The organism is Anatilimnocola aggregata (assembly GCF_007747655.1).
GTDB classification, from domain to species: domain Bacteria; phylum Planctomycetota; class Planctomycetia; order Pirellulales; family Pirellulaceae; genus Anatilimnocola; species Anatilimnocola aggregata.
Map to the genome: position 1 here is coordinate 3,873,124 of NZ_CP036274.1, position 16,172 is coordinate 3,889,295.

Here is a 16,172-nt window from a genome sequence, read left to right on the forward strand (position 1 = left end):
AGGCCACGGGAAAGGATGGTCGACGGCTGTGGGCCCAGCAGGCAGCTGACGCAGTTCGCAAGTTGCGATAGCCTGACCGGCAAAAAGGTAGGGTCCAGCGGCGAAAGAGCCCAGCCGGACGACCTCTTCACTATATCTGTCCCGCAAAATCGCCGCAAACTTTTTTCGGGCATTCTTCGCAGCGGCGCGCGAGGGCCAGGGAGTAAGCGGAACGCCGACTTACGTCAATCGTGCCCTCCTTCAGGAGCGATCTGAACGAACCTAAACGTTCAATTATTCCCCGATTGTTGAACACCAATCCGCCGCAAACCCGAGAGTTACCGTAGCGCGCGTTCAACAATGGCGTCCATTGTTGAACACCCCCCATTTGCGGTTGGCGCAAAGGCTCAACTCCTAAGTTGCAGCTGATTGGACTTGTTAACGGCGAATAGTTCCAAGTCAGGACGAAAACGCCCCAGCCAGCCAGGGCTCTCCATTTTCGCAGCATCTGCCAGTTCTCACCAAAGAAGATGACGATTTGATGTCATTCGACCGCAATCTGCCGCGTCGTCGCTCTTTACCGAAACCGCGCCTTTCGACTAATATTGCCGCAGGCCTGCGATTTCCGTTGGCCGCACGGGGTAGTTGTTGGCCCCCTTACGCCCAGGCAGGAACGCTAGGGTGGGAGTTGTAAAGCGATGAATGGAATCGCGCTATTAATGATTGCGGCCACGCTAGGCGTCGAATACGACTGGCGCACCACTGACGATGGCCAGATCGAATACGTGCTGATCGTCGAGCCCGACTTTATCACCGCGCTCGCCGAAGGGAGCGAAATCCGCAGCAGCGTGCCCCCCGAACTCGAGAGCGTGCAGCGCCTTTGCATTCGGATTGCACCGCCAGCCAATGCGGCCGCGGCTCCGCGGCCTGAGTCGCAACAGCGGAAGTTACCCGCCAGCGCGTTTCTCACGTCCCGTGCTGGCCAGCGACCGGGCGAACCCATGACTATTCTTTGGAAGGCCAACGGCCAACCCGAAGAGAACATCAGCGTCCGCTACGGCTGGCAGCCAACCAAAGAAGGACTGCTCGAATACTTCGTGCAGGTCGATCCCAAACTCCTCCGCACACTCGTCCCCGGCGACGAAATCTACACCCTGCTCAGCACCGAAGCTGGCCGCGTCGATACCTTCGTCGTGTTCTCGAACACCAAGCCATTGCCCCGCGTCGCTGGTCGTCCGGCTGCTGCGCCGCTGGGTGCTGCTCCACTCGCTAACGCACCTCTGGGGGCCACTCCGTTTGCCGCCAACGACACAAGTAAGACGCGTCCCGCGCTGTCGACTCCGCCGCTCGGCCCTGGTTCCACGAACCTCAACGGAAGCAGCAATCCATACAGTCCTTATAGCTCGACGGGGACGGCCCCCGCTCCGCTCGCGCCACTCGGTCCAGCACCCGGCTCCACCGCGCCGCCGTCGCAGTTTAATTGGACGACTCCACCCACAACCACCGGTACTGCGCCTGCAGCGAACGATCGTTTTGCCAGTAACACGCCCCGGGGCTTTGGTACCACGGGCGATTCGACACTCGAGAACTCGCGGGTGAATCCCGCCACTGGCTACGAACCAGTCCAGCCGGGACTCAACAATGGCGGCTATCAGAACCCCAATCCGCGCACGGACATGACGCGCCCGAACCTCGGCGCGCCACAACTGCCCAGCATGCAGCCACCTGCCAATGGCTATGCGAACGATTTCCGCAACACGGGCTTGAACCCGGGCCTGCGCGATAACTCGTTGCCCAATCAGCAGCCCGCGGCCGATCCGTATGCACCACGCGACCCCTATCGCCAGGATCCTCCGCTGCCGACCGCGCCGCGTAACGATTTGTTCCCATCGAACAATAACAACTACGCAAATAACCCCTATCCCAACAATCCGCAAACGCCCGCCTATCGCCCCAACGATCAGTTGCCTCCGGCTGGAAATGTTCCCTATCGGCCGACGGTCGGCTCGCCGCAGGATAACCTGGCTGGCCGTGGCTTCAACGATCCCAACATGCCTACGGGTCAGTCGGCCAACTATGGCTCGACGAGTCCCGACAACCGTATGGCCTCCCTCTCAAACGCACCACTTTCGCTCCCCCCAGCGCGCGTCGACAGCAGGGGAAATCCGCTGGCCCCGGGAGTAGAACCCGAGAAGCCGTGGTGGACGCTGCTGTTCACCGTCATCATTCTGTTCTTCTCGATCGGTGCGAACCTGTATCTGGGTTGGACTGCAGCGGAGTTCTACAGCCGCTATCGTCTCGCCGTCGAACGCCTCCGTTCCTCCGGCGGACGGGGCTAACGTCCCCACGTCACGTTCGAGAGCCTGGCGAGTTCCCATCTCGAACTGCCAGAGATTGATACTGCGGCGAGTTTACTTCACGCCGAGCGCTGCGAGGCGTGAAGCAGCTTCAACTTCGGCCTTCTTCATCACGGCGTCGATCGACACCGGCTTGCCGCCCTGACGCTTGCTCTCGTCGGCAGCTTCCATGAAGGCATAGATTTGAATTGTTTCTTCCGCCGAGATGGGCGCTGGGCCGCCACGGAAGAACTTGACGATCTCGACGGCCAGCGGTCGGTAGCCATCGAACTTTCCGATTTCGCGGATTCCCTTGCTGCCAAAGGCAGTGCCGCCGTAGCCGGTCCCTCCCTTGCTGCGAATGCCGCGGAAGGTGCCAATGCGCCCGCCGTTCCACACTCCCGCGACCAGATCGCAGTCGGGGGTCGACAATCGGCTCACACTTTCGCAGCCGGGGCCCATGACGGTGAAGAGAGTCTCGACACCGTGAATGCCGTACCAGAACAGATCGGGATGGGTCTTTTCCAGCGAGCAGGGGCTGTAAGCATCGCAGCCTTGTACGTCACCGATTGCGCCGTTGCGAATCTCTTGCGCACCCTTGGCAAACCGCAGCGACGAACAGCTGAAGACCGGCGCGTTGTACTTTTTGGCCGCTTGAAAAATGGCCACAGCATCGGCCAGCGAACCGGCGACCGGCTTATCGATGAACGTCGGCTTCCCCGCTTTGAAGGCGACGAGTGCTTGTTCGAGATGCGGCCGGCCATCGTTTGTTTCGAGCAGCACGCAGTCGACACGCTTCACGAGATCCTCGACCGAACCGACAATCTCGACCCCCAACTCTTGAATGCTCTTGGTGTAGCCGGGAATGCGCGACGCGCTCGATTCGATATCGGCGCTCCCCTGGGGATAGGCGGCGACCACGCGGCAATGGGCCACGTCTTCCATCGCCTTCGGATTGTTCAGTTCTTTAGCGAAGGCCATGACGTGCGAAGTATCGAGCCCGATGATGCCAGCCTTCAATTCCTTCGGCGCAGATTCTTTTGCCTCTTGTCCCATGGCCGTCAGCCCCGAGAGGGCGATACCCGAAGCGACGGAAAGAGAAAACGTGCGGCGGGAGACCTTGGCCATGAGATTCATTCCTGATGTGGTTTTGGTAGCGTGGGCTTCAGCCCACGGGCAATGCGTCAACGACGTGGGCTAAAGCCCAAGCTACGGGACAGTTACTTTTTCTCGGCCGGTTTTTCAGCAGGCGCTGGCGGAGTGAAACCAGGTGCCGCAGTGAAGGCGACCACTTGTTTGCCGTCTTCGGCATTCCAGATGATGACCTGGCCATCGAACGTGCCGCCAGCGATTCGCTGGGTGCCGGCATGATAGGCGGCCGAGAGGACCCAGTCCTTGGCACCCGGGTATTCGCGAATCTGCTTTTGATCCTTGGCGTTGAACTGCCGGACCTTGGCCTCGGCGGAGCTCGTCAGAAAGAACTCGCCACCGGCTGCCAGCTTGTAGACCTCGCCGCCAAAGCCAACTTCGGCACTCTTTTTGGCTTCGCTGACGGTCCAGCGCTGAATTTTGTTATCGCTGCCGCTGGAATAGACTTCGGCACCATCGGGATGGAACATCACGCCGCGAACTTCCTTGTTGTGGGCCGAGTAAGTGATGAGCAGGTCGCCGGTCTTCGCGTCGTAGACCTTGGCCGTCTTGTCGCGGCTAGCCGAAGCGAGCTTATTGCCATCGGGGCTCCAGGCCACGGCGAAGACCCAGTCGCTGTGACTGGTGATCGTGTTCTGCTCCTTGCCGGTCGCCACTTCAAACACGCGAACGGAGCCATCGGCGGCAGCGGTCGCGATGCGATCGCCAGCCGGATTGAACTGGCAATCGTAGACGACGTCGCTGGTGGTCGAGATGACGCGGACTAGTTCGCCGCTATCGAGTTTAAAGATGCGGCATTCGCCCAAGCGACCGGGAGCGCCGCAAGCGACGGCGAGCAATTGGCCATCGGGACTGACCGACAGGCCATACGTCCGCTGGCCGACGTTGTTGATGCGGCGAATGAGCTGGCCGTCGGCCGGATTCCAAACGGTCACTTCGTGATAGCCGGCAGCCAGCAGTTGCGAACCATCGGGTGTGAAAGCGAGCGCCGTGATGGGCATGGTCGCGCTGTACTTTTCCGGACCAGCGGGATGCTTGGGGGCCGGAATGTACGAAGCCAGCGGAGCTTTCGGATCGGGCCCGTCGAAGTTGGCCCCTTCTTCGATCCACTTCTTAACGGTGGCGATCTGCTCGGCTGTCATCGGGTCGCCATCAAGCGGCATCCGTTCCTTGGGGTTCGTTTCAATCATGCGCCGGAATGCTTCGCTTCCCTCCAGATCCTTCGCATGAAAGCCCGGACTCGTCGAATCGCCGGCGGCCATCACCTTTTCGAACGTATCGATCCGGTAACCACCTTCTGCCTTCTTCGGCCCGTGGCACGCCAGGCAGCTGTTAATCAGCAACGGGGCGACATCCCCCTTGAAGCTGACGGGATCAGCTTGGGCAGAGGAAATTGCGAGGGCGGCGACGATTGCCGCGACGAGAAATTCGAATGTGCGTTTCATGTTCAAACCGGTGGGAGTAGGCGGATGCTTGGCCGAGGAGAGGGAGCAGGGAAGGGTTAGTGTTGAAACAGGAACTCGTTGGTGTTGAGGAGCGCCCAGCAGACATCTTCCAGCCCGACGACCTGGTCCCCCTTGCTGGCGATGTGGGTGAGGCTGGCTTCCAGTTCTTTGGGCGTGGGACGACGGCTGACGGCGGCGAGGTACAAATCTTCGATGATGTCTTCGTTCTTCTTGCCCGCGGTGATGGCTTTGCGAAAGCGATTGTTCGCATCGCGCAGCTTGCCATAAATCAGCGGGCCGTTGAAGAACTGAATCGCCATGCCGAGGTTCGAATCGCTGGTCCGCTCGCAAGCGCACACGGTTTGACGTTCGGGCTGGCCGAAGATCTTCAGAAACTCATGCTTGGCCAGATCGGGCGAAGGCAGCTGCGTCGCCTTGGTACCAACTGGCAAGCCCGCGAAGGTTTCGGGCAGGTCGGTGACGGCACAGATGGAGTCGAGCAATTGCTCGGCCGAAAGGAGCCGCGGCTGATAATGGGAAAAGTACTTTACATCGTCCTTGTTCATATCATTCGGGCGGAAGTCGGCCTGGTAGGTGCGGCTGTTGAGAATGGTCCGCAGGATATGCTTGCGGTCGTAGTTGTGTTCGACAAAGTCCTTGGCCAGCGCGTCGAGCAGGGCCGCAATCGACGGCGGATTCGACTCGCGGAAGTCATCGGCCGGTTCGACAATGCCACGCCCGAGCAGATGGCTCCAAAGTCGATTAACTTCGATCTTGGCGAAGTAGGGATTCTCTTTTTCGATCAGCCAATTGGCAAACGTGTCGCGGCGGTCGCTATCGGCAGGAGGATCGACGTCGCCCCGCTGCGGCAGCCACGGCTTCATCTGCTTGTTGGTGCGCGGCTGGGTGACTTCACCACCGCGGGCCATGTAGACAACCAGTTCATCGGGGCGCGCCGACTTCTTCCGCTGCACGCGATTGAAAAAGGCTGCCATGCCATAGTAGTTATCTTGCGTCCATCGTTCGAACGGATGGTTGTGGCACTTGGCGCACTGCAGGCGAGCGCCGAGAAAGACTTGCGAGATCGTTTCGACGCATTCATTCGTATCGCCGGCCGTGCGATAAAAATTGGCTGCTGGATTTTCCAGCGTGCTGCCACTGGCGACGAGCAATTCCTTGGCGAATTGATCGTAGGGCATGTTGGTGGCTAGCGCCCGTTCGACCCAGCGATGATATTTGAACATCCCGCTGTTGCCGATTTGCTGATTCGTCAGTCGCAGCAGATCGCCCCACTTGAGCGCCCAGAAGCGAGCGTATTCCGGACGATCGAGCAGCGCGTTAATCGCCTTCGCCCGCTTGTCGGGAGCACCGTCAGCCAGGAAGGCTCGCACTTCGTCCACGGTGGGTGGCGTGCCGATCACGTCGCAATAGGCCCGACGGAGGAACTCTTCGTCACTGCAGAGGCCCGATGGCAGGTACTGCAATTGTCGCAGTTTGACGTTGACGAGTTCGTCGATGTAATTGTTCGTCGGCGGATTGGGCCACTGATAGCCGGGGATGTCTTTCACGAAGGTGAGAAAGACCGATTCGATGTGTTCGAGATAGCGAACCAAAATCGCAGCTTCGCCTCGGTTTTTGCCGATGACGAGGCCGGCTTCGGTCACTTCGGCGACTTCGGTATCGGACGACGAGTAGCAAGCGAGCGGCGTGACATCGCGGCTGGTGCCATCCGAAAAATGAGCTCGCACGGCCAACTGTTGGGTGTGTGCAGGAAACTTGAACTGCCGGCCGGTCGGCGGCGAGACTTCAATCTTCACGCAGCGGGCCTGATCGGCGGGATCTGCGTTACAGCCTTGTTCGATCCAGTCGCGCAGCACGGCGTAGGCGGGATCCGACTTCTTCATCTTCTGGCCGCCGCCGTGCGGAACTTTCATCAGCGGCTTAAGGAGCAGCAAGCTTTCGTCGGCAGTCACTTTATTGGTGCGGCGGCCGAGATCTTCGCGAATGAGTGTGAGGTTATCGAGCACGGGATCGAAGGCCCGCAGCGAAAGGCGAAAGCCACCCTTGCCACTGGGGGAACCGTGACAAGCGCCGGAGTTGCAGCCGTTCTTCGAAAGGGCCACGAGGGCGTCGAACTCGAACGACAAACGAGCCGGAGTGGCTGCGTGGGTGATTTCCACCGGCAGCTTCACTTGCTGGCCACCAGCGGCGATGGTGATTTCGGCATTGCCATCGGTCTTGCCACGCAGGATGGCACTCTCGGCAATCACGAGATCGTTGTTGCTCGAGGTGATCGTGGCGGCGCGGGTCAGATCTTGCATCGAGCCGTCGGCATAGTGGCCGGTGACGACAAGCTGAGCGGTGGCATTCTTGCCGTTCAGTTTTACGGTCGCCGGATGGACTTCCAACTTTGTAGGCTGGCCGATTTGAAGCGGCTCGAGCGGCAAATCATCAGCCCGGAGCATCGACGTGCTGCTGAGCAGGCAGAGCAGAGCGATGGTCGGTCTCGTCAGCGAACGTGGCAGTTGCATGAGCAAAATCCTGGCTGGCAGTTAGCTGGTTAGGGCTTCTTGACTTCGAGCGTGGCAGCGGCACTTTCGCCGGTCACATTCTGGCCCGCTGCTTTGCTGGTCGCAACAACAGTGAGTTCCTTGAACATGATCGCTGCCGCATCGGCGGCGGCAGAAAGTTCCACTTCCAGTTCGTTTTGATCGGGAGCAAGCGTGCTCTTCTCTGGCGCGGCAGTCACACCTGGTGGGAGCGACTTGAACGTTAGTTCCACGCTTTGGCGATCGTCCGCTTGTCGCTTCACCGCAATCTTTACCTTTTGCTTTTGACCGGCCACCAACGGCCCGGCTGGTGTTACCGTAATCGTCAGCGGATCGACAACGTTCACCACCACATCGTTCGACAATACGGCCAGTCCAGTACCCGCTAACTCGGCATAGGTAAAGTACCGCAGCACGTGACGCCCCGCGGCAATCTCTTTTGGCGCTTTCAAAATGATGTCATACGTTTCAGCCGGGCCGTTGCCGTTTCGTTTGACTTCCGTCGTCACTCCCGCAGGGGCTTTGGTCACCAGCACGGTCAGGGGAATATCTTTGAACGTCGCTTCGGTTCGCTGCATCGCCAGCGTGAGTTGAGCTTGGCCCACTTGCCGCAGCAAGGTGATTTCGGGCTTCGTTTGCGAGAGCGTATAGAACTCGCTCTTGGCAAGCAGGCCCGAGGCGAGAATCAGACCATCGCTGAAGGGAGCCGGGTAGATCATCGCCGGCTTGGCGAGTCGCACTTGAGCGATTGTCGACATCACTGCGGGCGGAATGTCTTCGCTATCGGCTGCTTCGCCCACCACGCGGAGCGAGGCGATTTCTGCCAGCTGCCAATCGGCCGGGGGAATGACGTATAGCCGCGTTTCGTTCGCTTTGGCCGCAATCACATGGTTCACAGTTTGCCAACCGCTGCGTGGCGAATCGATCCGCAGGCGAATGGCGCCGTCGTAACCGCTGCGCTGAGCGACGACATCAATGGCAAAGCCGCCACCGTCGATGCTGACGGGAAAATGGATTCGATTATTGTTCGGATCAGCGACTTTCGGCTTCAAAACGCCTGGCTTGCGAATGAGTTGAAAACTGGGGCCAGTCGTCGCTTCGATGCGATAGGTGAAGTCGCTGCCACCGCGGGCCGTGAGGTCGCTCACTTGCAGCCGATAAACACCGTCGGCAGGAGCCACGAACGACAGAGGCTCTTCCTCGTTATCAGTGACTGCTGCTTCGGCCACTTGCGCACCAGCCGCATTGATGAGGCGTAGCGAAACAATAGCCGGCGAACCGACGCTGCGTGAAACAGGCACAAATGACGCCCGCTGACCTTTGGCCAAGGTGAAGGCGAATTCATCCTGCTCGCGAGCGACGGCGAGCACTCCATGTACCGCAATGGGCAGAGTAAGCGGTTCTTTCGTTCCTTGGGGTTCAACTGCAGCGGGGAGCGAACTGGCAATCACGGTGCTCCAACTGGCACCGACACTGTTGGCGGCGGGTGAACCGAGAGGCAAGCGCCGGCTGTTCGACTCGCCGGTGAGCAAAGTCAACGGAGCCAGGCCAGCGACGTTTGGGCCAACGAATTGCAGCGACGTCGGCACGCCCGTTTGCACACCAATGGGATGTGCGGTCGTAACGATTGGAAAAGTGCCTAGTCGCAGCCGATAGCGACCGTTGGGCTTATAGCGATTGTCGCGCAGTTCGAGCAGATACTTGCCATCGGCGGGAGCCACGAACAGCCCGCGAAAATCGGCCCCCGCGGCGGCATCGTCATCGAGCAGCAGTAGTTCTTTACCGGTCGAGTCAATCACCCGCAGCACGCCATCGAAATCGTTACCCAACCGGGCGGCGACCAGTTCCAGCGAAACTCGTTCGTTGGCTTTGGCATTGAAGGCGAAGTAATCGCTGGCGGGACCATCGCTGGTTCCTTCGATGGCAGCGGGGAGCGAAACGTCCTGCGGCGAAGCGGGCGCGTGGTTCTTGCCGTTATCGGCGACCAGCGGTAAGTCGTCGATCATCACCGGCAACACATCGCTGATGCCTCGAATCGAGGCGATCACAATCCCGCCGACACCCAAGCTCGCGCCGGCCGGGACCGTCATTTTGCAGACCAGGTTTTTCACTTCCTTCGCTTTGGGATCGTGCCCGACCCATTCGCAGCGGGCGGGAAAACTCGTCCAAATCTGCAGGGGGCCGTCGATCTTGGTCCCGGTGAACTTGACTTCCGTTGTCGCGCCCGGCTTAACAGACGAAGGGGACACGCCTGTGATTGCGGGCTGGGCGATGGCCGGTGCAGCACCAATCAGGATGAGCAGGCAGCAACAGACAATCGCTGACCAACATATTGGCGCGGGGTGAGTCACGAGTGCGCTCTGGGTGGAAGGTAGGTATGTCGTGGAGGCGGGAGCGACAAAGCCAGTAGCCAGCTTTGCCAAGGCGAATTGAACACCCATTACCCAGCAGTCAGCGGGCAAGAGAAGAACCAAATCGCCAGCGCCCATTCTGACCAGCGCCAGCGCGCCGGTCAACCAAGAGAGCAAAATGAGAGATGGCCAAGAGATTCCGTCAACAACGCAACCAACGACTAAGCCTTGACTGCTGCCGCTGACTCGGCCGTCATGCTCGCTGATCGCGCCGGCAGATCCTTAAAGCGGGCATGTAGTGAATTCCAGTCGATCACCAATTTGCCACCGGTGCTCTTGTGGCGTTTCGCCCAGGAGGTGATGAGTTCCAGGCAAGCATGGTCGATGTACGAAAGGTGGGTGAAGTCGACGTGCAACTCCGAACCGACGGGCACCTGTTCGAGAAATGAAGCCAAGAGCGGCAAGCGGATGAACGTTGCGGCCCCTTCCAGTTCGAGCGTGGCCTGCTTTTGACCGGCAGCAATGGTCAGTTTGGGTGCCAGATGCGAAAAGCGATACAAAAGCTTGCCGGCGCTCAGAGCTAAACCGGCCAGCACACCGAGGAGCAGATCTTCGGCCACGATGATGGCCATCGTCGTGAGAAAAATGAGAGCTTCCCCTTTGTCGACGCGCCACAGTTCTTGCAACGTTTTGAACTTCACCAGTTTAAAGCCGGTGTAAACCAGGATAGCTCCCAAGGCCGCTTTGGGAATGTAAGCCAGCAGGAATGGCAGAAACACCACAAAGACAAGTAACCAAATGCCGTGCAAAATGGTTGACAATCGACTCGACGCACCCGCTTGAACATTGGCCGAACTGCGGACAATGACGCCGGTCATCGGCAAGGCACCCAGCAGGCCACATAAAAAATTGCCGATGCCGTGCGCACACAGTTCCTGATCGTAATTCGTGCGCGGACCGTTCTGCATTTGATCGACAGCTGTGGCGCATAGCAGCGTCTCGGCACTGGCGATGATGGCGATCATTCCACCGGTCAGCAGCACGCCCGGATTCAGTATCGCCTGCAACGAGATCGCCGAGGGAAAGCTCATGTCCGCCAAGATATTGCCCGTAACCTGCAATTTGCGAACTTCCCACCCAGTCACCACGCCGAGCGCCACGGCCAGAATCACGGCCACGAGCGCGGCCGGAATCAGCCGCAACTTTTTCGGTGCCAGGCTTTGCCACAAAACAATCGCGGCGACGCTCAGCAGGCCAATGAGCGTGGCGTGAAACTTGGGTCCCGATAGCCCCCCGGCAAACGCCTGTTGCAAGGCATCCGGAATGGTAGCCAGATATTGCAGACCGCCGTGTGCCTTATGACCGTGAAACATCGCATCGTGATCGCACATTACGTGAAACTGACTCGCCAGGATCAAAATCCCAATGCCACCCAGCATCCCCTCGATCACCGCCGGCGACACGGCTCGAAACCACTGCCCGAGCCGAAACTGCCCCGCCGCGAACTGCATGGCTCCCGCCAGCATCACACTCACCCCAAGCGCGCTGAGCGAATACGCCAGAGCGTCAGCTTCGGTTCCCTGCGGGTTCACTTCCGCGAGAAAGTAGCTTTTCTGTTTCAGGAGGGCATCGGCCACGATCACGAACAGGCCGGCCGCGGGACCACTCACTTGGAGCGGGCAACCGCCGATCAGGCCCACCACAATGCCGCCGACAATCCCGGTGATGAGTGCCCGGCCAGGACTAACTCCCACAGCCACCGCAATGCCGATGCAGAGCGGCAACGCGACTAGAAACACGACCATGGACGCCAGCAGTTCCCGTCTTAAATCGAAGCTGGGAGGGCGTGCAGCAGGAGCGGACTCAGGCATAGTGATTCAGATTCCTGCTGACCAGCACGCCGCAAGCGCGTGAGTCAGATGATCGCGAACCAAGGAAGCAACGGCCGGGCGAGGAGAGTTCCCGAATGCAGTGTGTTTGAAGCGAAAGCCTGAGAGGAAGGCGGCAGCCAGCACTGGAACAGGCTCTATTTTAACTGCGCGTTCTCAAGGAGTAAGTAGACAACTTGATTACGATTTTGCCAGATTTGCTCCAGCAGCGCGGGCAAATGATCCGTTACGAAACAGCAAGGTAGATGGGCAGCCCTAGCTGAATTACCGCTGCAGTGCCAATAATAGATTTAGTGCCGCGCTGCGAATCGCCGCTACCTGCGTGCGATCGACTCCAGCTGCGGCGGAGAATCAAGCATGAACCTGCTGGTAATCGAAGATGATCCCGTCTTGGGTAAGGCGCTGCAAAAAGGACTGGCCGAAGCGGGGCATGCGTGCGAGTGGGTCCGTAACGGTCGCAAAGGCTTAGAAGATGCTCGTTCCCAGCGGTTCGACGCCGTCGTTCTCGACCTGATGTTGCCCGACCTGACGGGGGTCGAGATCATGAAAACGTTGCGGGTCGAAGGAATTCGCACCCCCGTCTTAATGCTCACTGCCATGGGATCGGTAGAAGATCGGGTGACCGGATTGAAGGCTGGTGCCGATGATTATCTCGTCAAACCGTTCGCATTTCCGGAATTGATGGCGCGGCTCGAAGCCATAGGGCGACGCGTGGCCGACCGCCCGAGTTCGACGATGAGTGCTGGTCCCTTGTCGCTCGACCTGACCAACCGCCGAGTTACTCGCGGCGGGGCCGAAATCTCGCTCACCCCCACCGAATTCAGCCTGCTTGAGTACCTCATTCGCTTTCATGGGCAGGTGGTTACTCGCAAAATGCTCTGCGAACATTTGTGGGAATCGGACTGGGAAGGTGTGACGAATGTGGTGGAAGTGCACATCAATCGCCTGCGCGGTAAGATCGACCGCGGCTTCGACGAGCCGCTGATCCAGACTGTGCGGGGAAGAGGATATGTCCTTCGAGCGACTTAAAACCACCATTCGCTCTTTGCGATTCCGGTTGATGTTGTGGAATGCGCTCGCCGTACTGCTCACTGGTTTTGCCATTCTGCTGATTGTGCGCCAGGGGATGGCCTACATCCTCAACTACGACCTGGACCGAGTGCTGGCAGAAGATCTCGAAGAAATCTCGCAGAATCTGCGTGCGGAACCTGAATTCGACTTCGATCGCTTGCAGCGCGAGCTCGACATCAAGGCCGGCAGTCACGCCTACCACCAGTGGTTTGTCTTATTTCTCGATAGTGCTGGCGAAGCCATTTGGACCAGCAAGAGTGCCCCGCAGTTGCCGCGACTGCCAGCCGCAACCGAGACTGTTCAACTACTGACGGTCGGTGACTATCGCCTGGCACTTCGCAAGTTTTCCGGCAAACAGCACGCGATCGTCTGCGTTGGTTCGTCGATTGCCTTCATCCAACGCGAAATGGCCGTCATCGATCGCCTGGTAATGATCGTCTCGGCAGTGCTGTTGGTCGCGTCGCCCGTCGGCGGCTATATTCTGGCCGGTCGCGCCACGCAGCCCCTCGCGCAAATGATGCAGACCACGGCCCGGTTACGACCGGCCGAAATGTCCGAGCGGTTGAAAATTCGTGGCACTCAGGATGAACTCGACCAGTTGGCCATCACCGTCAACGGCTTGCTCGACCGACTGGCTGCTTATTTGAAACAAAAGCACGATTTTCTCGCCAATGCGGCTCACGAACTGCGCACGCCCCTCTCGGCGATTCGCAGCAGTGTCGAAGTGGCCCTGAGCGGCAATCGCACCGTCGACGAATACAACGAACTGCTGGCCGAAGTGATCGACGAATGTGCCTCGCTCGAAACGTTGGTAAATCAACTTTTGCTGCTCGCAGAAACCGATGCCGAACGGCCGACCGTGCTGGATGGCGATGTGCGCCTCGATTCGCTCGTGACGCGTACCGTCGAGATGTTTCAAGGCGTGGCGGATTTCAACGGGGTTCGGCTGCGTGTCGAACCCTTGCCGGTGATCTTCGTCACGGGCAATCGCAACTACCTGCGGCAGGTGCTGAGTAACTTGATCGACAACGCCATTAAGTTCACGGCCAGTCATTACCAACAGCCGTCGGTAGCTGCGGGCGTGAACGGACAAGCGGAACGGGGCGAAATTGTCATCTCGATGCAAAAGGATCCTGAGCGTCCCATGGTCACCCTGACCATTGAGGACAACGGACCGGGCATTGGCGAAGTCGACTTGCCACACATCTTCGACCGTTTTTACCGGGTGGATCGCTCGCGGATGCGGGGCACTCCCACGGGAGGAACAGGCCTGGGGCTCAGCATTTGTCAGTCGATCATTCAAACGCATCACGGCACGATTACCGTCGAAAGCACGATCGATCGCGGCACCAAATTCATTATTTCTCTCCCGCTCGCTTCGAAACTCGCCGAAGTGATCGCCGCCTCGTAGCGACTGTTGTTCATTCCAGCCCGCGTTAGCAGCAAGAGTCAAAAAAGGAGCCCAGGATGGCCATTAAAGTGGGAGTCGTCGGCAGTGGTTTTGTGGGTGCAACCGCCGCTTATGCAATGGTGCAACAAGGGGTTGGCCGCGAAATCGTGCTGGTCGATATGCGAAAAGAACGCGCGATCGCCGAAGCTCAGGATATCTCTCACGCCATTCCGTTTTCGCAGCCTTTGCGAGTACGAGCCGGCGACTATGCCGACCTGAACGGCAGCCAGGTGGTGGTCATTGCTGCTGGCGTGGGGCAAAAGCCCGGCGAGACGCGCTTGCAACTGCTGGAGCGAAATGCCGAAGTATTTCGCGCCGTCGTTCCGGCAGTGCTCAAAGCCGCGCCCGATGCCGTGTTGTTGATTGCTACCAACCCGGTCGATGTGATGACACACATTGCCGCCCATTTCGCGGGTTTGCAAGGCGTGCCCGCTTCGCGCGTGCTCGGCAGTGGTACCACGCTCGATACGGCTCGTTTTCGCACGCTGCTGAGCGAACATTTTGGCGTCGATTCGCACCACGTGCATGGCTACGTCATCGGCGAACATGGCGATTCGGAAGTGCTCACCTGGTCGCAGGCCACGATTGGCGGCATGCACCTGGAAGATTATGCCCGCCTGCGGCAATTGCCGTACGACGAGGCGCTGCGGGAGAGGATTGATGTTGGGGTCCGCCGCGCGGCCTATACCATCATCGAAGGGAAGGGAGCGACCTATTACGGCATCGGGGCGGCAATTGCCCGAATTGTCGACGTCATCGTTCACGATCAGCGGGCGATTCTGACTGTCACCTCGCGCGTCGACGACTATCAAGGGCTGAGCGGAGTCACGTTTGCACTCCCACATTTGGTGGGCGGGGCCGGAGTGCTCGGTTGCATTCCGCTACCCTTGAGCGACCAAGAGGCTGCTGCCCTGCGGCATTCGGCCGAGATTATCGATTCCGCAGCGCGCTCGTTGGCAGGCAAACTTTAAGCGGCCCTGCTTTAAGCAACCCTGCGCGATGGTGTACCGCGGCGGTCGCTCCACTGGCGAAGGGTTTGAATGGCCAGTCCTTGGCGCTCGCGCAGGTGGTTGAGTTGCCCCAGGAGTTGGTCGAGACGATGAAGTCCGCGGGGGCCGGCGTCGCACAATTGTTGGGCATCGATTCCCAAGTGACAGGCCACGTGACCGGGAAAGAGACTCGTCCGGCGAAATTGGGTGGCCAACTGCGACTGCCAGTCCCACCACGACCACCAGGTCGGCAAGGTCACGCGCTGAACTTGCTCGGCCAGTTGCAAATCGTGCGGCAGACCGGCCATCGAGACCGCTCGCACAACCTCATGGCCGATGGGCTGGCGAATGGCCCGAATGCCCAACTCGGCCAATGGCAATCCATTGGCAAAGCTTGATTCGTTGTGCAGGACGAGAGTGCGGATGGTGATCTGGCGGGCAGCGGCTCCGTTGATCCGCCGGGCCAGTTCGCGGTTCGCTCGGCTGCCGCCGGCACCCCAGCCCAACCAACTCCGATCGCCCAACACCGCCAACTCGTGTGGCTGGGTGGAAGCGAGGACAGGTTCGGTCGCCGCTGAGCGAGCAGGGTCAGCCACCGCCCATGTCGCCGGAATCGCATGGCTGTCGAGGAGTGCGACAAGCTCGGGAGTCAGATCGTCCAGCCAGCGGAGCTGAGTTTTCGAGGCCCGGCTGATCTCCAGTTCCAAATCGATGGAAAGCGTGATGGAACCCAATTGGACGTCAGCCATGATCTTTTACCTTGCTTCGCCTGCCCCGCAGTGACAATGGACAGGTCACTAAAAATCTCATCGGCGCAAGCGCAAGCGCAAATCGACGAAGTTGGGCGCGGGTGTTGCTGTCGCTAAGTTGTGCAAATCGGGAGCGCGACGAGCGGAGTCCAGCAGCGGCCAGAGTTCCACTCGGGAGCAAGTCTCTCGTACCTGGCGGCCCACTCGGGCAGCCA

Annotated in this window: 10 protein-coding genes; 4 read left to right on the plus strand and 6 right to left on the minus strand. The window is 59.4% G+C overall.

Annotated features, from left to right (window positions below; translation table 11 throughout):
* The first annotated feature begins 677 nt into the window (after positions 1–677).
* Positions 678–2,318 (plus strand): hypothetical protein, encoded by a 1,641-nt coding sequence (locus tag ETAA8_RS14720; RefSeq protein WP_145089490.1) that lies wholly within the window; start codon positions 678–680, stop codon positions 2,316–2,318.
* A 72-nt stretch (positions 2,319–2,390) separates the two neighbouring features.
* Here ETAA8_RS14720 and ETAA8_RS14725 read toward each other — a convergent pair whose 3' ends face one another.
* The 5 genes from ETAA8_RS14725 to ETAA8_RS14745 form a co-directional block, all read right to left on the minus strand.
* The gene (locus ETAA8_RS14725) at positions 2,391–3,443 is read right to left on the minus strand and encodes a Gfo/Idh/MocA family protein (protein WP_145089493.1); all 1,053 of its coding nucleotides are present in this window, start codon (positions 3,441–3,443) and stop codon (positions 2,391–2,393) included.
* Between the two features lie 92 nt (positions 3,444–3,535).
* A complete protein-coding gene (locus ETAA8_RS14730) occupies positions 3,536–4,909 on the minus strand; it encodes a c-type cytochrome domain-containing protein (protein ID WP_145089496.1) in 1,374 nt (457 codons plus the stop codon).
* A gap of 56 nt (positions 4,910–4,965) precedes the next feature.
* Positions 4,966–7,440 (minus strand): DUF1549 domain-containing protein, encoded by a 2,475-nt coding sequence (locus tag ETAA8_RS14735; protein WP_145089498.1) that lies wholly within the window; start codon positions 7,438–7,440, stop codon positions 4,966–4,968.
* Positions 7,441–7,469: 29 nt separating this feature from the next.
* Positions 7,470–9,809 carry a hypothetical protein gene (locus tag ETAA8_RS14740; RefSeq protein ID WP_145089501.1) on the minus strand — a complete coding sequence of 780 codons (2,340 nt, stop codon included), beginning with the start codon at positions 9,807–9,809 and terminating at the stop codon, positions 7,470–7,472.
* Positions 9,810–10,030: 221 nt separating this feature from the next.
* Positions 10,031–11,680: a SulP family inorganic anion transporter gene (locus ETAA8_RS14745; RefSeq protein WP_145089504.1), complete on the minus strand. Its 1,650-nt coding sequence runs from the start codon at positions 11,678–11,680 to the stop codon at positions 10,031–10,033.
* A gap of 375 nt (positions 11,681–12,055) precedes the next feature.
* On the opposite strand from ETAA8_RS14745, the gene ETAA8_RS14750 reads away from it, so the two are divergent.
* Genes ETAA8_RS14750 through ETAA8_RS14760 form a run of 3 tightly spaced genes read left to right on the plus strand, consistent with a single transcriptional unit; the run spans position 12,056 to position 15,190 of the window.
* A complete protein-coding gene (locus ETAA8_RS14750) occupies positions 12,056–12,727 on the plus strand; it encodes a response regulator transcription factor (protein ID WP_145089507.1) in 672 nt (223 codons plus the stop codon).
* Complete coding sequence (locus tag ETAA8_RS14755) at positions 12,708–14,180, plus strand: sensor histidine kinase (protein ID WP_145089510.1); 1,473 nt, start codon at positions 12,708–12,710, stop codon at positions 14,178–14,180. Before ETAA8_RS14750 ends, ETAA8_RS14755 begins: the two co-directional genes overlap by 20 nt.
* 56 nt (positions 14,181–14,236) lie before the next feature.
* Positions 14,237–15,190 carry an L-lactate dehydrogenase gene (locus tag ETAA8_RS14760; RefSeq protein ID WP_238397769.1) on the plus strand — a complete coding sequence of 318 codons (954 nt, stop codon included), beginning with the start codon at positions 14,237–14,239 and terminating at the stop codon, positions 15,188–15,190.
* An 11-nt stretch (positions 15,191–15,201) separates the two neighbouring features.
* Here the strand turns inward: ETAA8_RS14760 and ETAA8_RS14765 are convergent, their stop codons facing one another.
* Positions 15,202–15,957, minus strand: a complete 756-nt coding sequence (locus ETAA8_RS14765) for a hypothetical protein (protein ID WP_145089513.1) — start codon at positions 15,955–15,957, stop codon at positions 15,202–15,204.
* Positions 15,958–16,172 lie beyond the last annotated feature (215 nt).

Bases quoted from the DNA above. Each gene is read 5' to 3' on its own strand.
- ETAA8_RS14725 (WP_145089493.1), bottom strand. From the start codon at position 3,443: ATGGCCAAGGTCTCCCGCCGCACGTTTTCTCTTTCCGTCGCTTCGGGT.
- ETAA8_RS14765 (WP_145089513.1), bottom strand. From the start codon at position 15,957: ATGGCTGACGTCCAATTGGGTTCCATCACGCTTTCCATCGATTTGGAA.
- ETAA8_RS14750 (WP_145089507.1), top strand. From the start codon at position 12,056: ATGAACCTGCTGGTAATCGAAGATGATCCCGTCTTGGGTAAGGCGCTG.
- ETAA8_RS14745 (WP_145089504.1), bottom strand. From the start codon at position 11,680: ATGCCTGAGTCCGCTCCTGCTGCACGCCCTCCCAGCTTCGATTTAAGA.
- ETAA8_RS14730 (WP_145089496.1), bottom strand. From the start codon at position 4,909: ATGAAACGCACATTCGAATTTCTCGTCGCGGCAATCGTCGCCGCCCTC.
- ETAA8_RS14755 (WP_145089510.1), top strand. From the start codon at position 12,708: ATGTCCTTCGAGCGACTTAAAACCACCATTCGCTCTTTGCGATTCCGG.
- ETAA8_RS14760 (WP_238397769.1), top strand. From the start codon at position 14,237: ATGGCCATTAAAGTGGGAGTCGTCGGCAGTGGTTTTGTGGGTGCAACC.
- ETAA8_RS14735 (WP_145089498.1), bottom strand. From the start codon at position 7,440: ATGCAACTGCCACGTTCGCTGACGAGACCGACCATCGCTCTGCTCTGC.
- ETAA8_RS14720 (WP_145089490.1), top strand. From the start codon at position 678: ATGAATGGAATCGCGCTATTAATGATTGCGGCCACGCTAGGCGTCGAA.